Below are 15,876 nucleotides of genomic sequence, written 5' to 3'. Positions count from 1 at the left end.
AATGAGTCGCAAATATTTCGGCACCGATGGCGTGCGCGGCGAGGTCGGCAAATTTCCGATCACGCCGGAATTCGTGATGAAGCTGGGTTACGCGGCCGGCCGCGTGCTGGTCAACCATGACAAGGACAGCCGCCCCACGGTGCTGATCGGCAAGGACACGCGCATTTCCGGCTATATGCTGGAAGCGGCGCTGCAGGCGGGCTTCACCGCCGCCGGCGTCAACGTGCTGCTGACCGGCCCGCTGCCGACGCCGGGCATCGCCTATCTGACCCGCGCGCTGCGGCTGGAAGCCGGGGTGATGATTTCCGCTTCCCACAATCCGTTCCAGGATAACGGCATCAAGTTCTTCGCCGAAGGCGGCAACAAGCTGGACGACGGGCTGGAGCTGGAGATCGAGGCTATGCTGGAACAGCCTATGGCCACCAACCCGTCGCTGGAGCTGGGCCGGGCCCGCCGCATCGACGGCGCGGCCGAGCGCTACATCGAATTCTGCAAGAGCACTTTCCCCAACGAGCTCAGCCTGAAGGGGCTGAAGCTGGTGGTCGATTGCGCCAACGGTGCCACTTACCATATCGCGCCCAAGGTGTTTCACGAGCTGGGCGCCGAGTTGGTGGAAATCGGCTGCGAGCCCAATGGCTACAACATCAACGACAAGGTGGGCGCCACCTATCCCAAGACGCTGCAGGTGGCGGTGCTGGAACACCAGGCCGACTTCGGCATCGCGCTGGACGGCGACGGCGACCGCCTGATCATGGTGGACGCTGCCGGCCGCATCTACGATGGCGACCAGCTGATCTACGTGATCGCCAAGGCGCGCGCGGCGCGCGGCGAGCTGAAGGGCGGCGTGGTCGGCACCGTGATGACCAATATGGCGATGGAGCTGGCGCTGCAAAAGCAGGATGTGCCCTTCGGCCGCGCCAAGGTCGGCGATCGCTACGTGCTGGAAATGCTGCATGCCGATGGCTGGCAGGTGGGCGGCGAAGCCTCCGGCCACATCCTGTGCCTGGACAAGCACAGCACTGGCGACGGCATCATCTCCAGCCTGCAGGTGTTGGCTGCGGTGCAGCAGCTGGGCACGGGCCTGGCCGACATCTGCGCCGACTGGCAGCCTTTCCCGCAGACGCTGATCAATGTCCGTCACAACGGTTGCGACTGGAAAGGCGCTTCCGCCGCGCCGCTGGCCGAGGCTGAAGTCGCGCTGAGCGGCCGCGGCCGCGTGGTGCTGCGTCCGTCCGGCACCGAGCCGGTGGTGAGGGTGATGGTGGAGGCCGACGACAAGGCGCTGGCCGACACCTGGGCCAAAGCCATCGCCTCGGCGATCGAGAAGATCGCTTCCTGATCGTTCCGCGCAGCGGACCGACAAAAATGCCAACCTGTACAGGTTGGCATTTTTTGTGTCAAAAATTTGCTATCCGATAATAATAAACTTGAATGTCATCAATCTGTGGATAAAATTGCCGCACCTCTACTCAGGATGACAAAAGGATGAGAACAATACCCGCATTCCCCCTTTCCCGCGCCGCCATCGCCGCCATCGCCGCTTCGCTGGCGCTGGCCGGCCTGCAGGCGCAGGCAGCCTGCAGCTTGCCCGACGCGCGCATCCACCAGGTTCAGGGCAACGGTCCGCAGAGCCCGATGCAGGGCAAGACCGTCGCCGTGCAGGGCGTGGTCAGCAGCCTGCTGTACGGCAAGGACGGCCCGGTGGGCTTCTTCATCCAGGAAGCGCCGCAGAATCAGGACGCTGATCCGGCTACTTCCGAGGGCATCTATGTTTACACCGGCAAGCTGGCGTTGCCGGCGTTGAGGGCCGGCGACGCGGTCGGCGTGCGCGGCAAGGTGCTGGAGTTCGGCCGCAAGGGCGACGCGCGCACCGAGACCCAGCTGCAGCCGTCGGCCGCGGCCGATGTGCAGCTGTGCGGCTACCAGGGAGAGCTGGCTCCGGTGAGCCTGCGGCTGCCCTTGAGCGGCGGCGCGGCCCAGCTGGAGTCGCTGGCCGGCATGGTCGTCAAGTTCAAGCAGCCGCTGTTCGTCGTCGACAGCTACAACTACGGCCGCTACGGCGAGCTGGCGCTGTCCAGCCAGGCGCGCCAGTGGGTGCCGACCCAGCTATACCGCCCCGGCAGCGCTGAGGCTCAGGCGCTGCGCGCGGCCAATCCGCGCGACCGCCTGCTGCTGGACGACGGCAAGACCTGGCAGAACGCCGACGCCTGGCTGCCGGGGCCGGGCGGCCTGTCCGCCGCCAACACCCTGCGGGTGGGGGACCGCCTGGACGGCCTGACCGGCGTGGTGTCGTTCAGCAACGGCGCCTACCGCGTCCAGCCGTTGTATCTGCCGCAGGTTTCCGCCGCCAATCCCCGCGCGGGGGCCCCGGCACGCAAGGCCGGCCAGCTGCGGGTGGCCAGCTTCAACGTGCTCAATTTCTTCAACGGCGACGGCCTGGGCGGCGGCTTTCCGACCGAGCGCGGCGCCAAGACCCGCGACGACTTCCTGCGGCAGAAGGCCAAGATAGTCAGCGCCATCCGCCGGCTGGATGCCGACGTGCTGGGCCTGATGGAGTTGGAAAACGACGGTTTCGGGCCGCAATCGGCGGTCAAGGAACTGGTCGACGCGCTGAACGCGGGACAGGACGCGGACAAGCAGTACCGCTTCGTCGATCCCGGCCTGCCCAGGATCGGCACCGACGCCATCACCACCGGCATGCTCTACCGCCCGTCGCGGGTGAGGCCCGATGGCGCCGCCAAGGCGCTGACGGTGGGCGATCCGGCCAAGAACCGCCTCAGCCTGGCGCAGACTTTCGCCGCCGACGGCAAGAAGTTGACGCTGGTGGTCAATCATTTGAAGTCCAAGGGCAGCAGCTGCGAGCAGGTCAAGGTGAACGGCGCGCCCGACGCGGATACCGGGGATGGCCAGGGCAATTGCAATCTGACCCGCGTGCAGGCGGCGCAGGACCTCGTGCGGTGGGCGAAGCAGCGTGGCGCATCCGCCAAGGATGGCTTGCTGGTGATGGGCGACATGAACGCCTACGCCAAGGAAGATCCGATCCGCGTCTTCGAGGATGGCGGCTTGTCCAACCTGCTGGCGCGCTTCCAGAAGGATGCTTATTCCTATGTGTACCAGGGCGAGTCCGGCAACCTCGATCACGCGCTGGCCGACGCCGCGCTGACGAAGTGGGTGGCCGCCGCCGGCGAATGGCACATCAACGCCGACGAGCCGACCGCGCTGGAATACAGCAGCGAGTTCAAGTCCGCCGCCCAGCGGCAGAATTACTACGCGCCCGACGCCTACCGCTCGTCCGATCACGACCCCTTGTATGTCGACCTGCAACTGGTGCCGATCGCCGGCGCGGATGCGCTGGCGCTGGGCATGCTGGGATTGGCGAGCCTGCTGGCCTGGCGACGCCGCAAGTGAGGCTGCCGCCGGCCAGCCTGCTGCCTGCGCTGCTGCCACTGCTGACGCCTTGGGGCGAAGCGGCGCGGCGCTGGTTGTTCGATCCCGTTGCCGGCGGCGAGTGGTGGCGGGCCTTCACCGCCAGCTGGGTGCACGCCGACTGGCGGCACGCGGCGTTGAACAGCGCCAGCCTGCTGTTGCTGGCAGGCCTGGGCGGCCGGCGCGCGGCCTGGCCGCTGTGCGCGCTGGCGCTGTTGCTGCCCTGGCTGATCGCGCTGCAGCAGCTGGCCTTGCCCGAGCCTCAGCCGTTTCTCGGCGCGTCGGGCGTAGTCTACGGCTGGTGGGCGGCGGTCGCTTGGCTGAAGCGGCGCGAGACCGCTGGACTTTGGCTGGCGGCAGCGCTGCTGCTGCGCCTGGCGTGGCAGGGGCTGTGGCCTAACCTGGGGCCGGGCGGCGAACCGGTGCTCTGGTCCGCCCATGTCGGCGGCGCCTTGCTGGCGCCGCTGCTGCTGGCCGGCTTCAGCCGAGCGCGACGCGCGGCACCCGCGGCATGACCGCGCTCATCAGCTCATAGCTGATGGTGCCGGCGGCGGCGGCCACCCTTTCGATCGGCGCGTTCGGTCCCCACAGCTCCACTCGGCTGCCGACGCCGGCCTGGGGCAGATGGCTGATGTCCACGGTCAGCATGTCCATCGACACCCGGCCAGCCAGTTGGCACGGTCGGCCGTCTATCGCTGCCGGCGCGCCGTTGGCGGCCACCCGCGGATAGCCGTCGGCGTAGCCGCAGGCAACCACGCCGATGCGCATCGGGCGGTCGGCGACGAAGCGGCGGCCGTAGCCGATGGCATCGCCGGGCTGCAGCTGCTGCACGGCGATGATGTCGGCCGACAGCGTCATCGAGGGTTGCAGGCCGAGGTCGGCGCCGGTTTCGTTCTCGAACGGCGACGCGCCGTACAGCACGATGCCGGGCCGGCCGATGTCGCCATGGGTGTGCGGGTGGCGCAGCAGCGCCGCGGAGTTGGCGGCGCAGACCTTCAGGCCGCTGGCGGCGGCCGTCGGTTCGAAGCGGCTCCATTGCTCGGCCACGCCGTAGTCTTCGTCGGCGGTGGCGAAATGGGTCATGATGGCGGTCAGCCGCGCGCCCGGCAGCGTTTGCAGCCGGGCTTGGGCGGCGGCGGCGTCTTCCGGGCGGAAGCCCAGCCGGTTCATGCCGCTGTTGACCTTCAGCCAGACCTCCACCGGCCGGTCGGCGGAACCTTTGGCCAGCCAGTCCATCTGTTGTTGTGAGTGGACGGCGCCGCCGAGGCGGTAGTCGGCCATCGCGGCGGCCTCGGCCGCGTCGAACGGACCTTCCAGCAGCGCGATCGGGCGATCGATGCCCGCCTCGCGCAGCAGCACCGCGTCTTCGATATTGAGCAGGGCAAAACCGTCGGCCAGATCGGCCAACGCCTTTGCAGTGTCCAATACGCCGTGGCCGTAGGCATTGGCCTTGATCACGGCGAACAGGCTGCGGGCCTGGGAGTGCTGGCGGGTAAGCAGGAAATTGTGGCGGATGGCCGGGAGGGAAATCTCCAGCCGGATAGGGCGTGTCATGTCAAGAAAGCGTGTACGAGAGGTGTGCTATTATACACCTCCGTGCATGGACATTAGCCGCCCAGCCGCTTGATTGCGACGATTTGGAATAAAGCCGGCGGACGGAATACTAGATGGATACTCTGCAGATACTTCTCGACTTTTTCGCTGGTTACGGCTACGTGGCCGTGTTTGCGGTGCTGTTGATTTGCGGTTTCGGCGTGCCGATTCCGGAGGACATCACTTTGGTGGCCGGCGGCGTGATTTCCGGCCTGGGCTACGCCAATGTGCACTACATGTTCGTGGTCGGCATGGCGGGCGTGCTGGTCGGCGACGGCATCATGTTCCTGGCCGGACGCATCTTCGGTCACAAGGTGCTGCGCTTCAAGCCCATCGCCCGCATCCTGACCAAAGAGCGCTTCGAGGCGGTGCAGGAGAAGTTCGAGAAATACGGCAACTGGGTGCTGTTCGTCGCCCGCTTCCTGCCAGGGCTGCGCTCTCCGATCTTCATCACCGCCGGCATGACCCGGCGCGTGTCCTACTGGCGCTTCCTGATGATGGACGGCTTCGCCGCGCTGATCTCGGTGCCGGTCTGGGTGTATCTCGGCTATTACGGCGCGGCCAACCGCGACTGGCTGATGATGATGGTGCATCGCGGCCAGGCGGGCATCCTCACCGTGGTGGCGGTGCTGTTGTTGGTGGTCGGCTTCGTATGGTTCAAGCGCCGCCGCCTGTCCTGCGCGAAAAAATAAGCGCGCGGACGCATGAAAAAGGCCATCCTCAGGATGGCCTTTTTGCTGGATGGCGGAATGATCAGCCCACCTGCAGCAGCTCCACTTCGAATACCAGCGTCGCATGCGGCGGGATCACGCCGCCGGCGCCGCGTGCGCCGTAGCCCAGTTCGGACGGAATGGTCAGCTTGCGCTTGCCGCCCACCTTCATGCCTTGCACGCCTTGATCCCAGCCCTTGATCACGTAGCCGGCGCCCAGCTCGAAGCTGAACGGCTGCATGCGGTCCTTGCTGGAGTCGAATTTGGTGCCGTCGGTCAGCCAGCCGGTGTAGTGAACGGTGACTTCCTGGCCCGCGGCGGCTTCGGCGCCTTCGCCGACCAGCAATTCCTCGATGATCAGTTCGCTCATGCTATTTCCTTCCGGGAGTATGGTGTTGACCGCGCGATTGTAGCAGCCGGCCGGCCGATTTGTGTTTTCCCCTGTGTGGCATATAACGAAAAACAGAGCGTTCGTCTCTATTTTCCACGCGATGCAAGGGGGTGTGCCATGGATGTCACTCACCACGATGTTCCGCCCGTGCGCCCGGTGGCGCGCAAGGTGGAGTTGCGACAGCCGCTGCAATGGCTGAAAAGGGGCTTTCGGGACTTTCAGAAAGCGCCGGCCGACTGCCTGTTCTACGGCGCGGTTTTCGTGCTGATGGGTTATCTGCTGGGCGCTTATGTCGAGCAGGCGCCGGAGCTGGTGATCACCTTCGCCACCATCTTCCTGCTGGCCGGCCCCTTCCTGGCGATCGGCCTTTACGACATCGCCAAGCAGATGGAGGCCTTCGATGGCCACGGCCGGGTCAAGCTGTTGCACAGCATGGCCGCCTGGCGCGTCAATATGCCGGGCTTCAGCCTGTACGCGGTGCTGTTGGCGGTGCTGGTGTTCGGCTGGTTCCGCGTGTCGCTGCTGATGTTCGCGCTGTTTTACGATACCGCGGCGCTGCCCAATCTGAATGAAATTGTCGCCGACGCGTTCAATCCGGACAATCTGGAATTCCTGATCGCCTACTTCGCCGTCGGCTTCCTGTTCGCCCAACTCGTGTTCTCGGTCAGCGTCGTCGCCATTCCGTTGCTGCTGGACAAGGAAGTGGACACCATCACCGCGATGATCGCCAGCGTGCAGGCGGTGTACCGCAATCTGCTGACGATGGGCATCTGGGCCGCTATCATAGTCGTGATGACGGTGGTGGGCTTCGTCACCTATTACCTGGGCCTGATCATCATCATGCCGGTGCTGGCGCTGGCCAGCTGGCATGCCTATCGGGATTTGATCACCTTCGAGAGATGACCGCCAAGCAATGACTCATAACGTCGTATTCCTTGACCGGGACAGCTTGCCTGTCCCGGTTCCCGTTTTTGGCTTTCCCGTCCATTACCGCGAATATCCGGCGACCGCCGCTCATGAGGTCGCGGCCCATGCCGCCGAGGCCGACGTGGTGATCAGCAACAAGGTGCCCCTGTCGCGCGACACGATCGCAGGGCTGCCGAACCTCAAGCTGATCGCCATCGCCGCCACCGGCTACAACCATGTCGATCTGGAGGCCTGCCGCGAGCGCGGCGTCGCGGTGTGCAATATCCGCCATTACGGCGATCACACCGTCGCCGAGCACGCGTTCATGTTGATGATGGCGCTGATGAAAAATCTGCCGGCCTATCAGCGCGACGTCGCCGCCGGCGTCTGGAGCCAGTCCCGGCAGTTTTGCCATTTCGGCGCGCCGATACGCGAGGTGCGCGGCGCGGTGCTGGCCATCGTCGGCAGCGGCGGCATCGGCGGCCGGCTGGCCGAGATGGCGCGCGCCTTCGGCATGGAGGTGGTGTTCGCCGAGCGCAAGGGCGCGGAGGAGGCCAGGGAGGGGCGGATGCAGTTCGCCGAGGCGCTGGCGCGGGCCGACGTGGTGTCGCTGCATTGCCCGCTGACCGACGAGACCCGCGGCATGATCGCCCAGCCGGAGCTGATGGCGATGAAGCCGGGCGCCATCCTGATCAATACCGCGCGCGGCGGCCTGGTCGACGAGGCCGATCTGGTGGCGGCGCTGAAATATGGGCAGCTGGGGGGCGCGGGTTTCGATGTGCTGAGCAGCGAGCCGCCGTCGCCGGACAATCCGCTGCTGAAGGTGCGCTTGCCCAATCTGATCGTCACCCCGCATGTGGGGTGGGCCAGCGGCGAGGCGATGTGCCGCTTGGCCGCGCAGTTGGTCGCCAATATCGAGGCGTTTGCGCGCGGCGAAAAAATGAACCGGTTGATTTAATCAGCGCGAAGAAATTTTATGATGTCGCTTGGCATTCTTTACCGGATAGCCGGCTTCTCCTGTCATGCCGCGATAGATTTTGTTGTTTTTGTTTAAAAAGAATTGGATTGTGCTTATAAAGTTGACTATTTTTCAAGGGCTCTGCCGGCTCGCCGGCTTGAGCTACCCCGCTTGTTGCACCGTGGACAGTACGCCTGCCACGGTGTTTTTTTGTCCATCGGCCGGAATCAGTCGCCGATATCGTTGGGATTGACGCGCGGCGCGTCCTCCTCGCCCATGCCCAGCTTGCCGCGCACGCAGGTGATGTAGCGGTTGACGTCGGGGCCGCCGCCGTAGCGCTGGGCATGCCAGATCATCTCGCCCAGGCATTCCATGATCTCGTGCTGGGCGCGATGCTCGTCGCCGTGGCGCAGCGCCAGCTGCGCGTAAAGCGCGCGGATGCCGAAGGGCTGGTCGATGGAGCGCTGCTCGGCGATGGCCACATGCAGGCCCAGATGCAGGAAGGGGTTGGTCTCGCCCATGTCCGGGGTCCACTCCTGCTCCATGAACGCCTCCGGGTTTTCCAGGATGGGATGATACTCAGGGTGGTCTATAAGAATGGAGAGGACGATCTGTTCCAGGTCGGACAAGGTCTCGCCGGATTTGGATTTGTGCCAGGTGTCGAAGAAGAAGCGGCGGGCATCCTGGCGGCTGGGGCTGAACAACATCGATAAAGACCTCGGGCGATTGCTGGCGGGGCTCGGCGCGGGCGCGCCGCTTGAACGCAACAGGGTATCTGGGTCGCAGGCGGCTGCCATTCCGGGCTGCGGCATTATACGGGAGGGAGCTAGCCATGACCACGCTCTACGATTTTAGCGCGAAGCGGACCGACGGCGCCGAACAGGCGCTCTCGGCCTACGAGGGCAGGGTGGCGCTGCTGGTGAACACCGCCAGCGAATGCGGCTATACCCGGCAGTACGCCGGCCTGCAGGAGCTGCAGGACTATTTCGCCGGGCAGGATTTCGTCGTGCTCGGGTTTCCCTGCAACCAGTTCGGGGGGCAGGAACCGGGCGGCGAAGATGAGATCGTCGCCTTTTGCCAGGGCCGTTTCGGCGTGACCTTTCCTTTGTTCGCCAAGCTGCAGGTGAACGGCGACGGCGCGCATCCGTTGTGGCGTTGGCTGACCCAGGCCGATTCCGAGCGTCCGCATCCCATCAAGTGGAATTTCACCAAGTTTCTGGTCGACGGCCGGGGGAGGGTGGTGAAGCGCTACGAGCCCGCGGTGGAGCCGCACGAACTGGTCGACGACGTCAAGGCGCTGCTGGCGAGGTGAAAAGCGAACGGCCCGCGCAGGCGGGCCGTGGAGGGAGCCGTGGATGGCTTACTTGCGGCGGAAGACCAGATCCCATACGCCGTGGCCGAGCTTGATGCCGCGGGCTTCGAACTTGGTCAGCGGCCGGTAGTCCGGGCGCGGCGCGTAGCCGTCCGCGGTATTCTCCAGATCGGCGTTGCCGCTCAGCACTTCCAGAATCTGGACCGCGTAGTCTTCCCAGTCGGTGGCGGCGTGGAAATAGCCGCCTGGCTTGAGCTTTTTGGCCAGTTTCTCCACCAGCGGCGCCTGGATCAGGCGGCGCTTGTTGTGGCGTTTCTTGTGCCACGGGTCCGGGAAGAAAATGTGCACGCCGTCCAGGCTGCCGTCGGCCAGCATGTTGTCCAGCACTTCCACCGCGTCGTGGCGCATCAGCCGCAGATTGCTCAGTTCCTTCTCGGCGATCAGCTTGCACAGATTGCCGACGCCGGGGCTGTGCACTTCGATGCCGAGGTAATCATTGCCCGGATTGGCGGCGGCGATCTCGGCGGTGGCGCCGCCCATGCCGAAGCCGATTTCCAGGATCTTGGGCGCGGCGCGGCCGAAAGCCTGTTCCAGGTCTATCGTTTCCGGACGGTACTCTATGCCCCACTTGGGCATGCCTTCGTCCATCGCCCGCTGCTGGCCTGCGGACAGATGGCCCTGGCGCAGCACAAAGCTGCGGATCGCGCGTTTGAAAGCCGGATTTTCCATTTTGCTGGCCTGCTGAAAACTCAAAAAAACCGCGATGTTACCGAATCTCGGCGTAGCTTGCGAGTATTGCCGCCCGCCGCGGCTCGTCCCGCCGCAGCGCGTCCAGATAATCGAGCACGCTGGGCCAGCGCAGACGGACGGCCAGTTCGCGTCGTATCCGGCCGTTGTCCAGGCGGCGCGATTCGGCCAGGAATGACCATTGCTGCGGCGTGACGCGGGCCTTCACCTCGTCGCGCGGCAATTGCGGCGGCACCGGCAGGCCAAGGGTTTCTCCCAGTCGCCGATACCACATGCCGACCGGCAGCGGTTGGTCGTCGCAGGCGTTGTAGACGCGGATGCCGCTTCTGCGGCGCAAGGCCGCCGCGCACAGCTGCGCCAGGTCGTCGGCGTGGATGTGGTTGCTCCAGCTGTCTTCGGCATCGATGATCAAGGGAGCGGCGGCGGCGAAGCGCGACAGCGGCAGCCGTTCATCGGCATAGATGCCCGGCGCGCGCAGGATGGTCAACGCGCAGCCGCGGGCGATGGCGAAGCGGCGCAGCTGGGATTCGGCGTCGGCGCGGCGCTGCGCGCGATCGTTGCGCGGGCGGACCGCCGCGGCTTCGTCCAGCACGGCGCCGCCTGCGTCGCCATACACGCCGCTTGTGCTGATGTAGATCAATTGCTGTGGTATGCTGTTCGCTTTTGCCAGCGCGTACAACAACTTGCGCATTCTCGAGTCTGTCCGGCCATGGGCCGGCGGCGGCGCGGTCAGCAGCGCGGCGTCGGCCAGCCCGGCGAGGCGCGCCAGACTGGGGGCATGGTCCAGATCGCCTATCAGCGGCAAGGCGCCCAGCGCGCGCCAGCGGGCGGCGGCCTCTTCGGTGCGACACAGGGTCAATATCCGCCAACTCCGGCGAAGCTGCGGCAGGGCGCGCCGGGCGACATCGCCGGCGCCGATGACAAGTAAAGTACGCATGGTGTGCATTTTAGCCAGAATTCGGGATTGAGAAACGATTATGACTTGCCAGGTGAAAGTGCTCCCCAGCGGGCATGCATTCAGTGTTGAAGCGCACGAAACCATTCTTGAAGCGGCGCTGCGCCAGGGCGTGGGCCTGCCCTACGGCTGCCGCGACGGCGCTTGCGGCGCCTGCAAGGGCAAGGTGCTGGAGGGCGAGGTGAGCCAGGACGGCTTCCAGGAAAAGGCGTTGTCCGCCGCCGAGCGCGCGCAGGGCATGGCCTTGTTCTGCTGTGCGAAGCCGCAAGGCGACATCAGCATCGAGGCGCGCGAAGTGACCGGCATCGGCGACATCCAGATCAAGACGCTGCCGTGCCGGGTCGAAACGATAGAAAAGATCCACGACGTGGCTGTGCTGAAGCTGAAGCTCCCGGTGTCCGAGCGTTTGCAGTTCCGCGCCGGCCAGTATATCGACATCCTGATGAAGGACGGCAAAAAGCGCAGCTTCTCGATCGCCAACGCGCCGCATGACGATTCCTTCCTGGAACTGCACATCCGCCATCAGCCGGGCGGCTCGTTCTCCGAGTATGTGTTCCATCAGATGAAGGAGCGCGAGATCATGCGCTTCAAGGGCCCGATGGGTTCCTTCTTCCTGCGCGAGGAGTCGGACAAACCCATCGTGCTGATCGCCAGCGGCACCGGCTTCGCGCCGGTCAAGGGCATCATCGAGCATGCGATCCATCATGGCATCACCCGGCCGATGAAGTTCTACTGGGGCGCCCGTACCAAGGCCGACCTGTACATGGCGGAGCTGGCCGAAGGCTGGGCCGCCGCGTATCCGCACATCAGCTATGTCCCGGTGCTGTCCGAGGCGTTGCCGGAAGACAATTGGACCGGCCGTGCCGGATTCGTGCACCAGGCGGTGCTGGAAGATTTCGCCGATCTGTCGGATTACCAGGTCTACGCCTGCGGCGCGCCGGTGATGGTGGAGGCGGCCCACGGCACCTTCACCCGCGAGCGCGACCTGCCGGAAAACGAGTTCTTCTCCGACGCCTTCTTCCTGGCCAAGGATATGGGCGGAGGCAAATAAGCAGCACAAGCCTTTGATCTGTATATAAAAAGCCCTCGGCTCGCGCCGGGGGCTTTTTATTTGTCCTGCATCAAATCGCCGGGATGGCCGGTTTGACCTGGGTCAATTCCATGGTTTGTCGAGTGGTTATTATGTCGCTGGCAAGTCAATTGAAACCGCATGCCGGTAGGAGGGAACCATGGAGTTGCTGACCCTATTGTTGGCCGACGATGTCGGCCGTTTGAGCCTGTTGACTATCGTGGTCGCCACCGTGGTGGCTTTCGGGGCTTTGTGGGTGATTTTCCGGAACATGAACAAGCCGGGCAAGTAAGGATTACCCCTGTCGTTTTCAGTATTTCCTCTTGATGTGTGTGTTGGCGGATACGGTGGTGGGCCGTATCCGTTTTTTTTGTCCGCCGCGTCGCGAATTTGTTCTGTATCAGACTATTTCCGTTTCGGGCTTTTCGCCCGGCATTCCCTTTCTATGCTTAAGAGTCGCTGGCGCAAGCCCGCAACGGATCTGAACCAAGGCGCGTTCGCGCAGACGGCGCCAGTCGCGCGGCAAGAGGGCGCGATGCGGGGCCAGGCGTTCTGTCACGCATGGCTCCTGTTCAAAGCCTTGTTGCGAACCGCTGGGCGCTGTCGACAGGCGAGGCGCACGACGAAGGGCAGACCCTGTCCATCCGGCAACGCGGCAGATAGCCGGTTGGCCAGGCTGCCGCTTTCTGCCGGTAGAGACTTTGAACAGGCGCTGAGCGCGCATTTCCGCCGTTCCGGATTCAGCTGTCCATGACGCCTTAATGCAAGCCTTGGTCGCATTCCCCGGAAGTCGCCGGATTGATGGCTGGGCCTGCTTGATGCAAATCAACCTAACAACCGACACCGCTGGAAAGCCTTGTTTTTCGGGGTATACCATAATTTCAGATGATAAGAATTTAATAATGTAATGCTCGGTTTACATACCAGATCGGAGAACGAAAATGTCCACTGAAACTGCAACCCAAGCCGGCTTGGCCGAGGGCGCGTCGCCCAGGCTGAAGCTGGGCGCGCTGACGGCGCTGGTCGTCGGCTCCATGATAGGCGGCGGCATCTTTTCCTTGCCGCAGAACATGGCGGCTGGAGCCGGCGCCGGCGCCATCCTGATCGGCTGGGCGATCACCTTTGTCGGCATGCTGGCGCTGGCCTTCGTGTTCCAGATGCTCGCCTCGCGCAAGCCGGAAGTGTCCGGCGGCGTGTACGGCTACGCCAAGGCCGGTTTCGGCGACTACATGGGCTTCAACTCGGCCTGGGGTTACTGGATCTCGGCCTGGATCGGCAACGTCTCCTATTTCGTGGTGATGTTCTCGGCGCTGGGCTTCTGGGTGCCGGCCTTTGGCGACGGCAATACGCCCATCGCCATCGCTTGCGCGTCTGTGGTGCTGTGGGGCCTGCACTTCCTGGTGCTGCGCGGCGTGCACGGCGCGGCCTTCATCAATACCGTCACCACCATCGCCAAGCTGGTGCCGCTGGCCCTGTTCATTCTATTGATCGTGTTCGCATTCAAGGTCGATACCTTCAACCTGGACTTCTGGGGCAGCGCCAAGCTCGGCTCCATCGTCGACCAGGTGAAGAGCACCATGCTGGTGACGGTGTGGGTGTTCATCGGCATCGAGGGCGCGTCGATGTTCTCCGGCCGCGCCGAGAGCATGAAGGATGTGGGCAAGGCCACCGTGATCGGCTTCCTGCTGACCATCGCGCTCTTGGTCGCCGTATCGGTGCTGTCGCTGGGCGTGATGACCCAGGCTGAACTGGCCGCGCTGAAGAATCCGTCCACCGCCTACGTGCTGCAGAAAGCCTTCGGCACCTTCGGCGCCAACCTGATGAACGCGGGCCTGGTGATCTCCGTCGGCGGCGCGCTCTTGGCCTGGACCTTGCTGGCCGCCGAAGCGCCTTACCTCGCCGGCAAGGACGGCGTGATGCCCAAGGTGTTCGGCACCGTCAACGGCAACGACACCCCGGCCGCCTCGCTGTGGCTGACCAATGGCCTGATCCAGCTGTTCCTGCTGATCACGCTGAAGAGCTCGGCCGGCTACCTGGCGCTGCTGTCGCTGGCCACCTCGATGATTCTGATTCCCTACCTGTTGTGCGCCGGCTACTCCTTGCTGGTGGCCAAGCGCGGCGAGGGCTACGCCCAGGGCGAAAGCACCGCCAAGGAATTTTGGACCGCCGCGCTGGCCACACTGTATGGCGCCTGGCTGATCTACGCCGCGGGTCCCAAGTATCTGTTCCTGTCCATGGTGCTGTACGCGCCGGGCCTGCTGTTCTACCTGTGGGCCAAGAAAGAGCAAGGCCGCAAGCCGTTCAACCTGATCGAAGCCGTGCTGGCCGCCATCGTGGTGGTGATGGCCCTGATCGCGGTCTACATGCTGGCGACCGGTCAGATCGGCCTGTAAGCGAAAGATTTTGAAACCAGTGGGGGCGGATGCCTGCCCCCGAAGTCAGACAAGACTCAAGGAGTAGCGTTATGACCAAGTTTGGTGTTCATTCTGAATGCGGCAAGTTGCGCACCGTGATGGTGTGCCGTCCCGGCCTCGCCCACAAGCGCCTGACCCCCGACAATTGCCATGACCTGCTGTTCGACGACGTGATCTGGGTGGAGCGCGCGCAGAAGGACCATGCCTACATGGTCGAGCAGATGCGCGCCCGCGGCATCGAAGTGATCGAGGTGCACGACGCGCTGGCCAAGGTTCTGGACGACAAGGCCGCCCGCAACTGGGTCCTGGACCGCAAGGTCAAGGCCGACAACGTGGGCATCGGCATGCTGTCCGACCTGCGCAGCTGGCTGAACGAAATGCCGTCGTCGCAGCTGGCCGACCACCTGGTGGGCGGCATCGCCAAGTTCGAGCTGCCGTTCGACCCGAAAGGCCTGTTCGGCGGCTACCTGGACCGCTCCGACTTCGTGCTGCCTCCGGTGCCGAACAGCCTGTTCCAGCGCGACCCGTCTTGCTGGATCTATGAAGGCGTGACGCTGAACCCGATGTACTGGCCGGCCCGCCGGCAGGAAACGCTGATCCTGCAATCGATCTACCAGTTCCACCCGTACTTCGCGGGCAAGGTCAATATCTGGTGGGGCGGCTGCGACAGCGATCACGGCGCGGCCACACTGGAAGGCGGCGACGTGATGCCCATCGGCAACGGCGTGGTGCTGATCGGCATGGGCGAGCGCACCAGCCCGCAGGCGGTGGTGCAGGTTGCCAAGCGCGTGCTGCACCGCGAGGGCGGCGCCAAACGCGTGATCGCCTGCCAGATGCCCAAGTCCCGCGCCGCGATGCACCTGGACACCGTCTTCAGCTTCCTCGACATCGACCTGCTGTCGGTATTCCCGGACGTGGTGGATGAAATCACTTGCACCAGCATGTACGCCGGCGACCGCGAAGGCGAGGTCGTCTTCGAACGCCACGAGGGCGTGAAGCTGGTGGACGTGGTGCGCGAGGCGCTGAACCTGAAGGAAATCCGCGTGATCCAGACCGGCGGCGACGCCTACCAGCGCGAACGCGAGCAATGGGACGACGGCAACAACGTGGTGGCGCTGGACCGCCGCGTGGTGGTGGCCTACGACCGCAACACCTATACCAACCGCCTGATGCGCGAGCACGGCGTGGAAGTGATCGAGATCCCGGCCTCCGAACTGGGCCGCGGCCGCGGCGGCGGCCACTGCATGACCTGCCCGATCATCCGCGACGAAGTGAAGGTGTAAGGCTGTTTGACCCGGCCGGCGAGTCCGGCCGGGAGCTGAAAATACTCATCTAGTTTGTTTGCAAAAAGACAGGTTGACCGCTGCCTCCACGGGGACGGCGGCCCGCTTGCCC

16 protein-coding genes are annotated in these 15,876 nt (G+C 64.5%); 11 read left to right on the top strand and 5 right to left on the bottom strand.

What is annotated here, in order from left to right:
* The first annotated feature begins 1 nt into the window (after position 1).
* The 3 genes from glmM (at position 2) to VL52_RS23065 (ending at position 3,941) form a co-directional block, all read left to right on the top strand.
* Positions 2-1,339: a phosphoglucosamine mutase gene (glmM, locus tag VL52_RS02510; RefSeq protein WP_046155561.1), complete on the top strand. Its 1,338-nt coding sequence runs from the start codon at positions 2-4 to the stop codon at positions 1,337-1,339.
* Between the two features lie 146 nt (positions 1,340-1,485).
* Positions 1,486-3,408 carry an ExeM/NucH family extracellular endonuclease gene (locus VL52_RS02505; RefSeq protein ID WP_052729061.1) on the top strand — a complete coding sequence of 641 codons (1,923 nt, stop codon included), beginning with the start codon at positions 1,486-1,488 and terminating at the stop codon, positions 3,406-3,408.
* Positions 3,405-3,941 (top strand): rhomboid family intramembrane serine protease, encoded by a 537-nt coding sequence (locus tag VL52_RS23065; protein ID WP_052717297.1) that lies wholly within the window; start codon positions 3,405-3,407, stop codon positions 3,939-3,941. The genes VL52_RS02505 and VL52_RS23065 overlap by 4 nt, the downstream gene beginning before the upstream one ends.
* On the opposite strand, the gene alr is transcribed toward VL52_RS23065, so the two are convergent.
* Positions 3,907-4,980 (bottom strand): alanine racemase, encoded by a 1,074-nt coding sequence (gene alr, locus VL52_RS02495; protein ID WP_046155560.1) that lies wholly within the window; start codon positions 4,978-4,980, stop codon positions 3,907-3,909. The two genes, VL52_RS23065 and alr, sit on opposite strands and share 35 nt — an antisense overlap.
* Positions 4,981-5,093: 113 nt before the next feature.
* On the opposite strand from alr, the gene VL52_RS02490 reads away from it, so the two are divergent.
* Complete coding sequence (locus VL52_RS02490; RefSeq protein ID WP_021478731.1) at positions 5,094-5,711, top strand: DedA family protein; 618 nt, start codon at positions 5,094-5,096, stop codon at positions 5,709-5,711.
* Positions 5,712-5,772: 61 nt separating this feature from the next.
* On the opposite strand, the gene VL52_RS02485 is transcribed toward VL52_RS02490, so the two are convergent.
* The gene (locus VL52_RS02485; protein ID WP_046155559.1) at positions 5,773-6,099 is read right to left on the bottom strand and encodes an FKBP-type peptidyl-prolyl cis-trans isomerase; all 327 of its coding nucleotides are present in this window, start codon (positions 6,097-6,099) and stop codon (positions 5,773-5,775) included.
* 138 nt (positions 6,100-6,237) lie between these two features.
* Here VL52_RS02485 and VL52_RS02480 point away from each other — a divergent pair, with 138 nt between their 5' ends.
* Together VL52_RS02480 and VL52_RS02475 are read left to right on the top strand one after the other, a co-directional pair.
* On the top strand, positions 6,238-7,023 hold the full coding sequence (locus VL52_RS02480) for a DUF2189 domain-containing protein (protein ID WP_046155558.1): 786 nt from the start codon (positions 6,238-6,240) through the stop codon (positions 7,021-7,023).
* A 10-nt stretch (positions 7,024-7,033) separates the two neighbouring features.
* Positions 7,034-7,984 carry a D-2-hydroxyacid dehydrogenase gene (locus tag VL52_RS02475; RefSeq protein ID WP_046155557.1) on the top strand — a complete coding sequence of 317 codons (951 nt, stop codon included), beginning with the start codon at positions 7,034-7,036 and terminating at the stop codon, positions 7,982-7,984.
* A gap of 227 nt (positions 7,985-8,211) precedes the next feature.
* On the opposite strand, the gene VL52_RS02470 is transcribed toward VL52_RS02475, so the two are convergent.
* Positions 8,212-8,691: a DUF1841 family protein gene (locus VL52_RS02470; RefSeq protein WP_021478735.1), complete on the bottom strand. Its 480-nt coding sequence runs from the start codon at positions 8,689-8,691 to the stop codon at positions 8,212-8,214.
* Between the two features lie 125 nt (positions 8,692-8,816).
* Between VL52_RS02470 and VL52_RS02465 the strand changes: the two genes are divergently transcribed.
* Positions 8,817-9,296: a glutathione peroxidase gene (locus tag VL52_RS02465; protein WP_046155556.1), complete on the top strand. Its 480-nt coding sequence runs from the start codon at positions 8,817-8,819 to the stop codon at positions 9,294-9,296.
* Between the two features lie 48 nt (positions 9,297-9,344).
* On the opposite strand, the gene trmB is transcribed toward VL52_RS02465, so the two are convergent.
* Entirely contained in the window at positions 9,345-10,025 is a 681-nt protein-coding gene (trmB, locus tag VL52_RS02460) for a tRNA (guanosine(46)-N7)-methyltransferase TrmB (protein WP_046155555.1), read from the bottom strand.
* Positions 10,026-10,062: 37 nt separating this feature from the next.
* Positions 10,063-10,980 carry an SDR family oxidoreductase gene (locus VL52_RS02455; RefSeq protein WP_046155612.1) on the bottom strand — a complete coding sequence of 306 codons (918 nt, stop codon included), beginning with the start codon at positions 10,978-10,980 and terminating at the stop codon, positions 10,063-10,065.
* 40 nt (positions 10,981-11,020) lie between these two features.
* Here VL52_RS02455 and VL52_RS02450 point away from each other — a divergent pair, with 40 nt between their 5' ends.
* The 4 genes from VL52_RS02450 (at position 11,021) to VL52_RS02440 (ending at position 15,764) form a co-directional block, all read left to right on the top strand.
* Positions 11,021-12,049, top strand: a complete 1,029-nt coding sequence (locus tag VL52_RS02450) for a CDP-6-deoxy-delta-3,4-glucoseen reductase (RefSeq protein ID WP_046155554.1) — start codon at positions 11,021-11,023, stop codon at positions 12,047-12,049.
* Between the two features lie 178 nt (positions 12,050-12,227).
* Positions 12,228-12,359, top strand: a complete 132-nt coding sequence (locus VL52_RS23695; protein WP_021478740.1) for a DUF3149 domain-containing protein — start codon at positions 12,228-12,230, stop codon at positions 12,357-12,359.
* A gap of 649 nt (positions 12,360-13,008) precedes the next feature.
* The gene (gene arcD / locus VL52_RS02445; RefSeq protein WP_021478741.1) at positions 13,009-14,460 is read left to right on the top strand and encodes an arginine-ornithine antiporter; all 1,452 of its coding nucleotides are present in this window, start codon (positions 13,009-13,011) and stop codon (positions 14,458-14,460) included.
* A 71-nt stretch (positions 14,461-14,531) separates the two neighbouring features.
* Positions 14,532-15,764, top strand: a complete 1,233-nt coding sequence (locus tag VL52_RS02440; protein WP_046155553.1) for an arginine deiminase — start codon at positions 14,532-14,534, stop codon at positions 15,762-15,764.
* The last annotated feature ends 112 nt before the right edge of the window (positions 15,765-15,876 follow it).

It is taken from the genome of Chromobacterium vaccinii (genome assembly GCF_000971335.1).
GTDB lineage: Bacteria > Pseudomonadota > Gammaproteobacteria > Burkholderiales > Chromobacteriaceae > Chromobacterium > Chromobacterium vaccinii.
The sequence above is the reverse complement of the archived record's forward strand: the minus strand, read 5'-3'. Positions and strand labels throughout refer to the sequence as shown.

Excerpts from the sequence above, each read along its gene's own strand:
- glmM (WP_046155561.1), top strand. The coding sequence starts at position 2 with ATGAGTCGCAAATATTTCGGCACCGATGGCGTGCGCGGCGAGGTCGGC.
- VL52_RS02505 (WP_052729061.1), top strand. The coding sequence starts at position 1,486 with ATGAGAACAATACCCGCATTCCCCCTTTCCCGCGCCGCCATCGCCGCC.
- alr (WP_046155560.1), bottom strand. The coding sequence starts at position 4,980 with ATGACACGCCCTATCCGGCTGGAGATTTCCCTCCCGGCCATCCGCCAC.
- VL52_RS02490 (WP_021478731.1), top strand. The coding sequence starts at position 5,094 with ATGGATACTCTGCAGATACTTCTCGACTTTTTCGCTGGTTACGGCTAC.
- VL52_RS02485 (WP_046155559.1), bottom strand. The coding sequence starts at position 6,099 with ATGAGCGAACTGATCATCGAGGAATTGCTGGTCGGCGAAGGCGCCGAA.
- VL52_RS02480 (WP_046155558.1), top strand. The coding sequence starts at position 6,238 with ATGGATGTCACTCACCACGATGTTCCGCCCGTGCGCCCGGTGGCGCGC.
- VL52_RS02475 (WP_046155557.1), top strand. The coding sequence starts at position 7,034 with ATGACTCATAACGTCGTATTCCTTGACCGGGACAGCTTGCCTGTCCCG.
- VL52_RS02470 (WP_021478735.1), bottom strand. The coding sequence starts at position 8,691 with ATGTTGTTCAGCCCCAGCCGCCAGGATGCCCGCCGCTTCTTCTTCGAC.
- VL52_RS02465 (WP_046155556.1), top strand. The coding sequence starts at position 8,817 with ATGACCACGCTCTACGATTTTAGCGCGAAGCGGACCGACGGCGCCGAA.
- trmB (WP_046155555.1), bottom strand. The coding sequence starts at position 10,025 with ATGGAAAATCCGGCTTTCAAACGCGCGATCCGCAGCTTTGTGCTGCGC.
- VL52_RS02455 (WP_046155612.1), bottom strand. The coding sequence starts at position 10,980 with ATGCGTACTTTACTTGTCATCGGCGCCGGCGATGTCGCCCGGCGCGCC.
- VL52_RS02450 (WP_046155554.1), top strand. The coding sequence starts at position 11,021 with ATGACTTGCCAGGTGAAAGTGCTCCCCAGCGGGCATGCATTCAGTGTT.
- VL52_RS23695 (WP_021478740.1), top strand. The coding sequence starts at position 12,228 with ATGGAGTTGCTGACCCTATTGTTGGCCGACGATGTCGGCCGTTTGAGC.
- arcD (WP_021478741.1), top strand. The coding sequence starts at position 13,009 with ATGTCCACTGAAACTGCAACCCAAGCCGGCTTGGCCGAGGGCGCGTCG.
- VL52_RS02440 (WP_046155553.1), top strand. The coding sequence starts at position 14,532 with ATGACCAAGTTTGGTGTTCATTCTGAATGCGGCAAGTTGCGCACCGTG.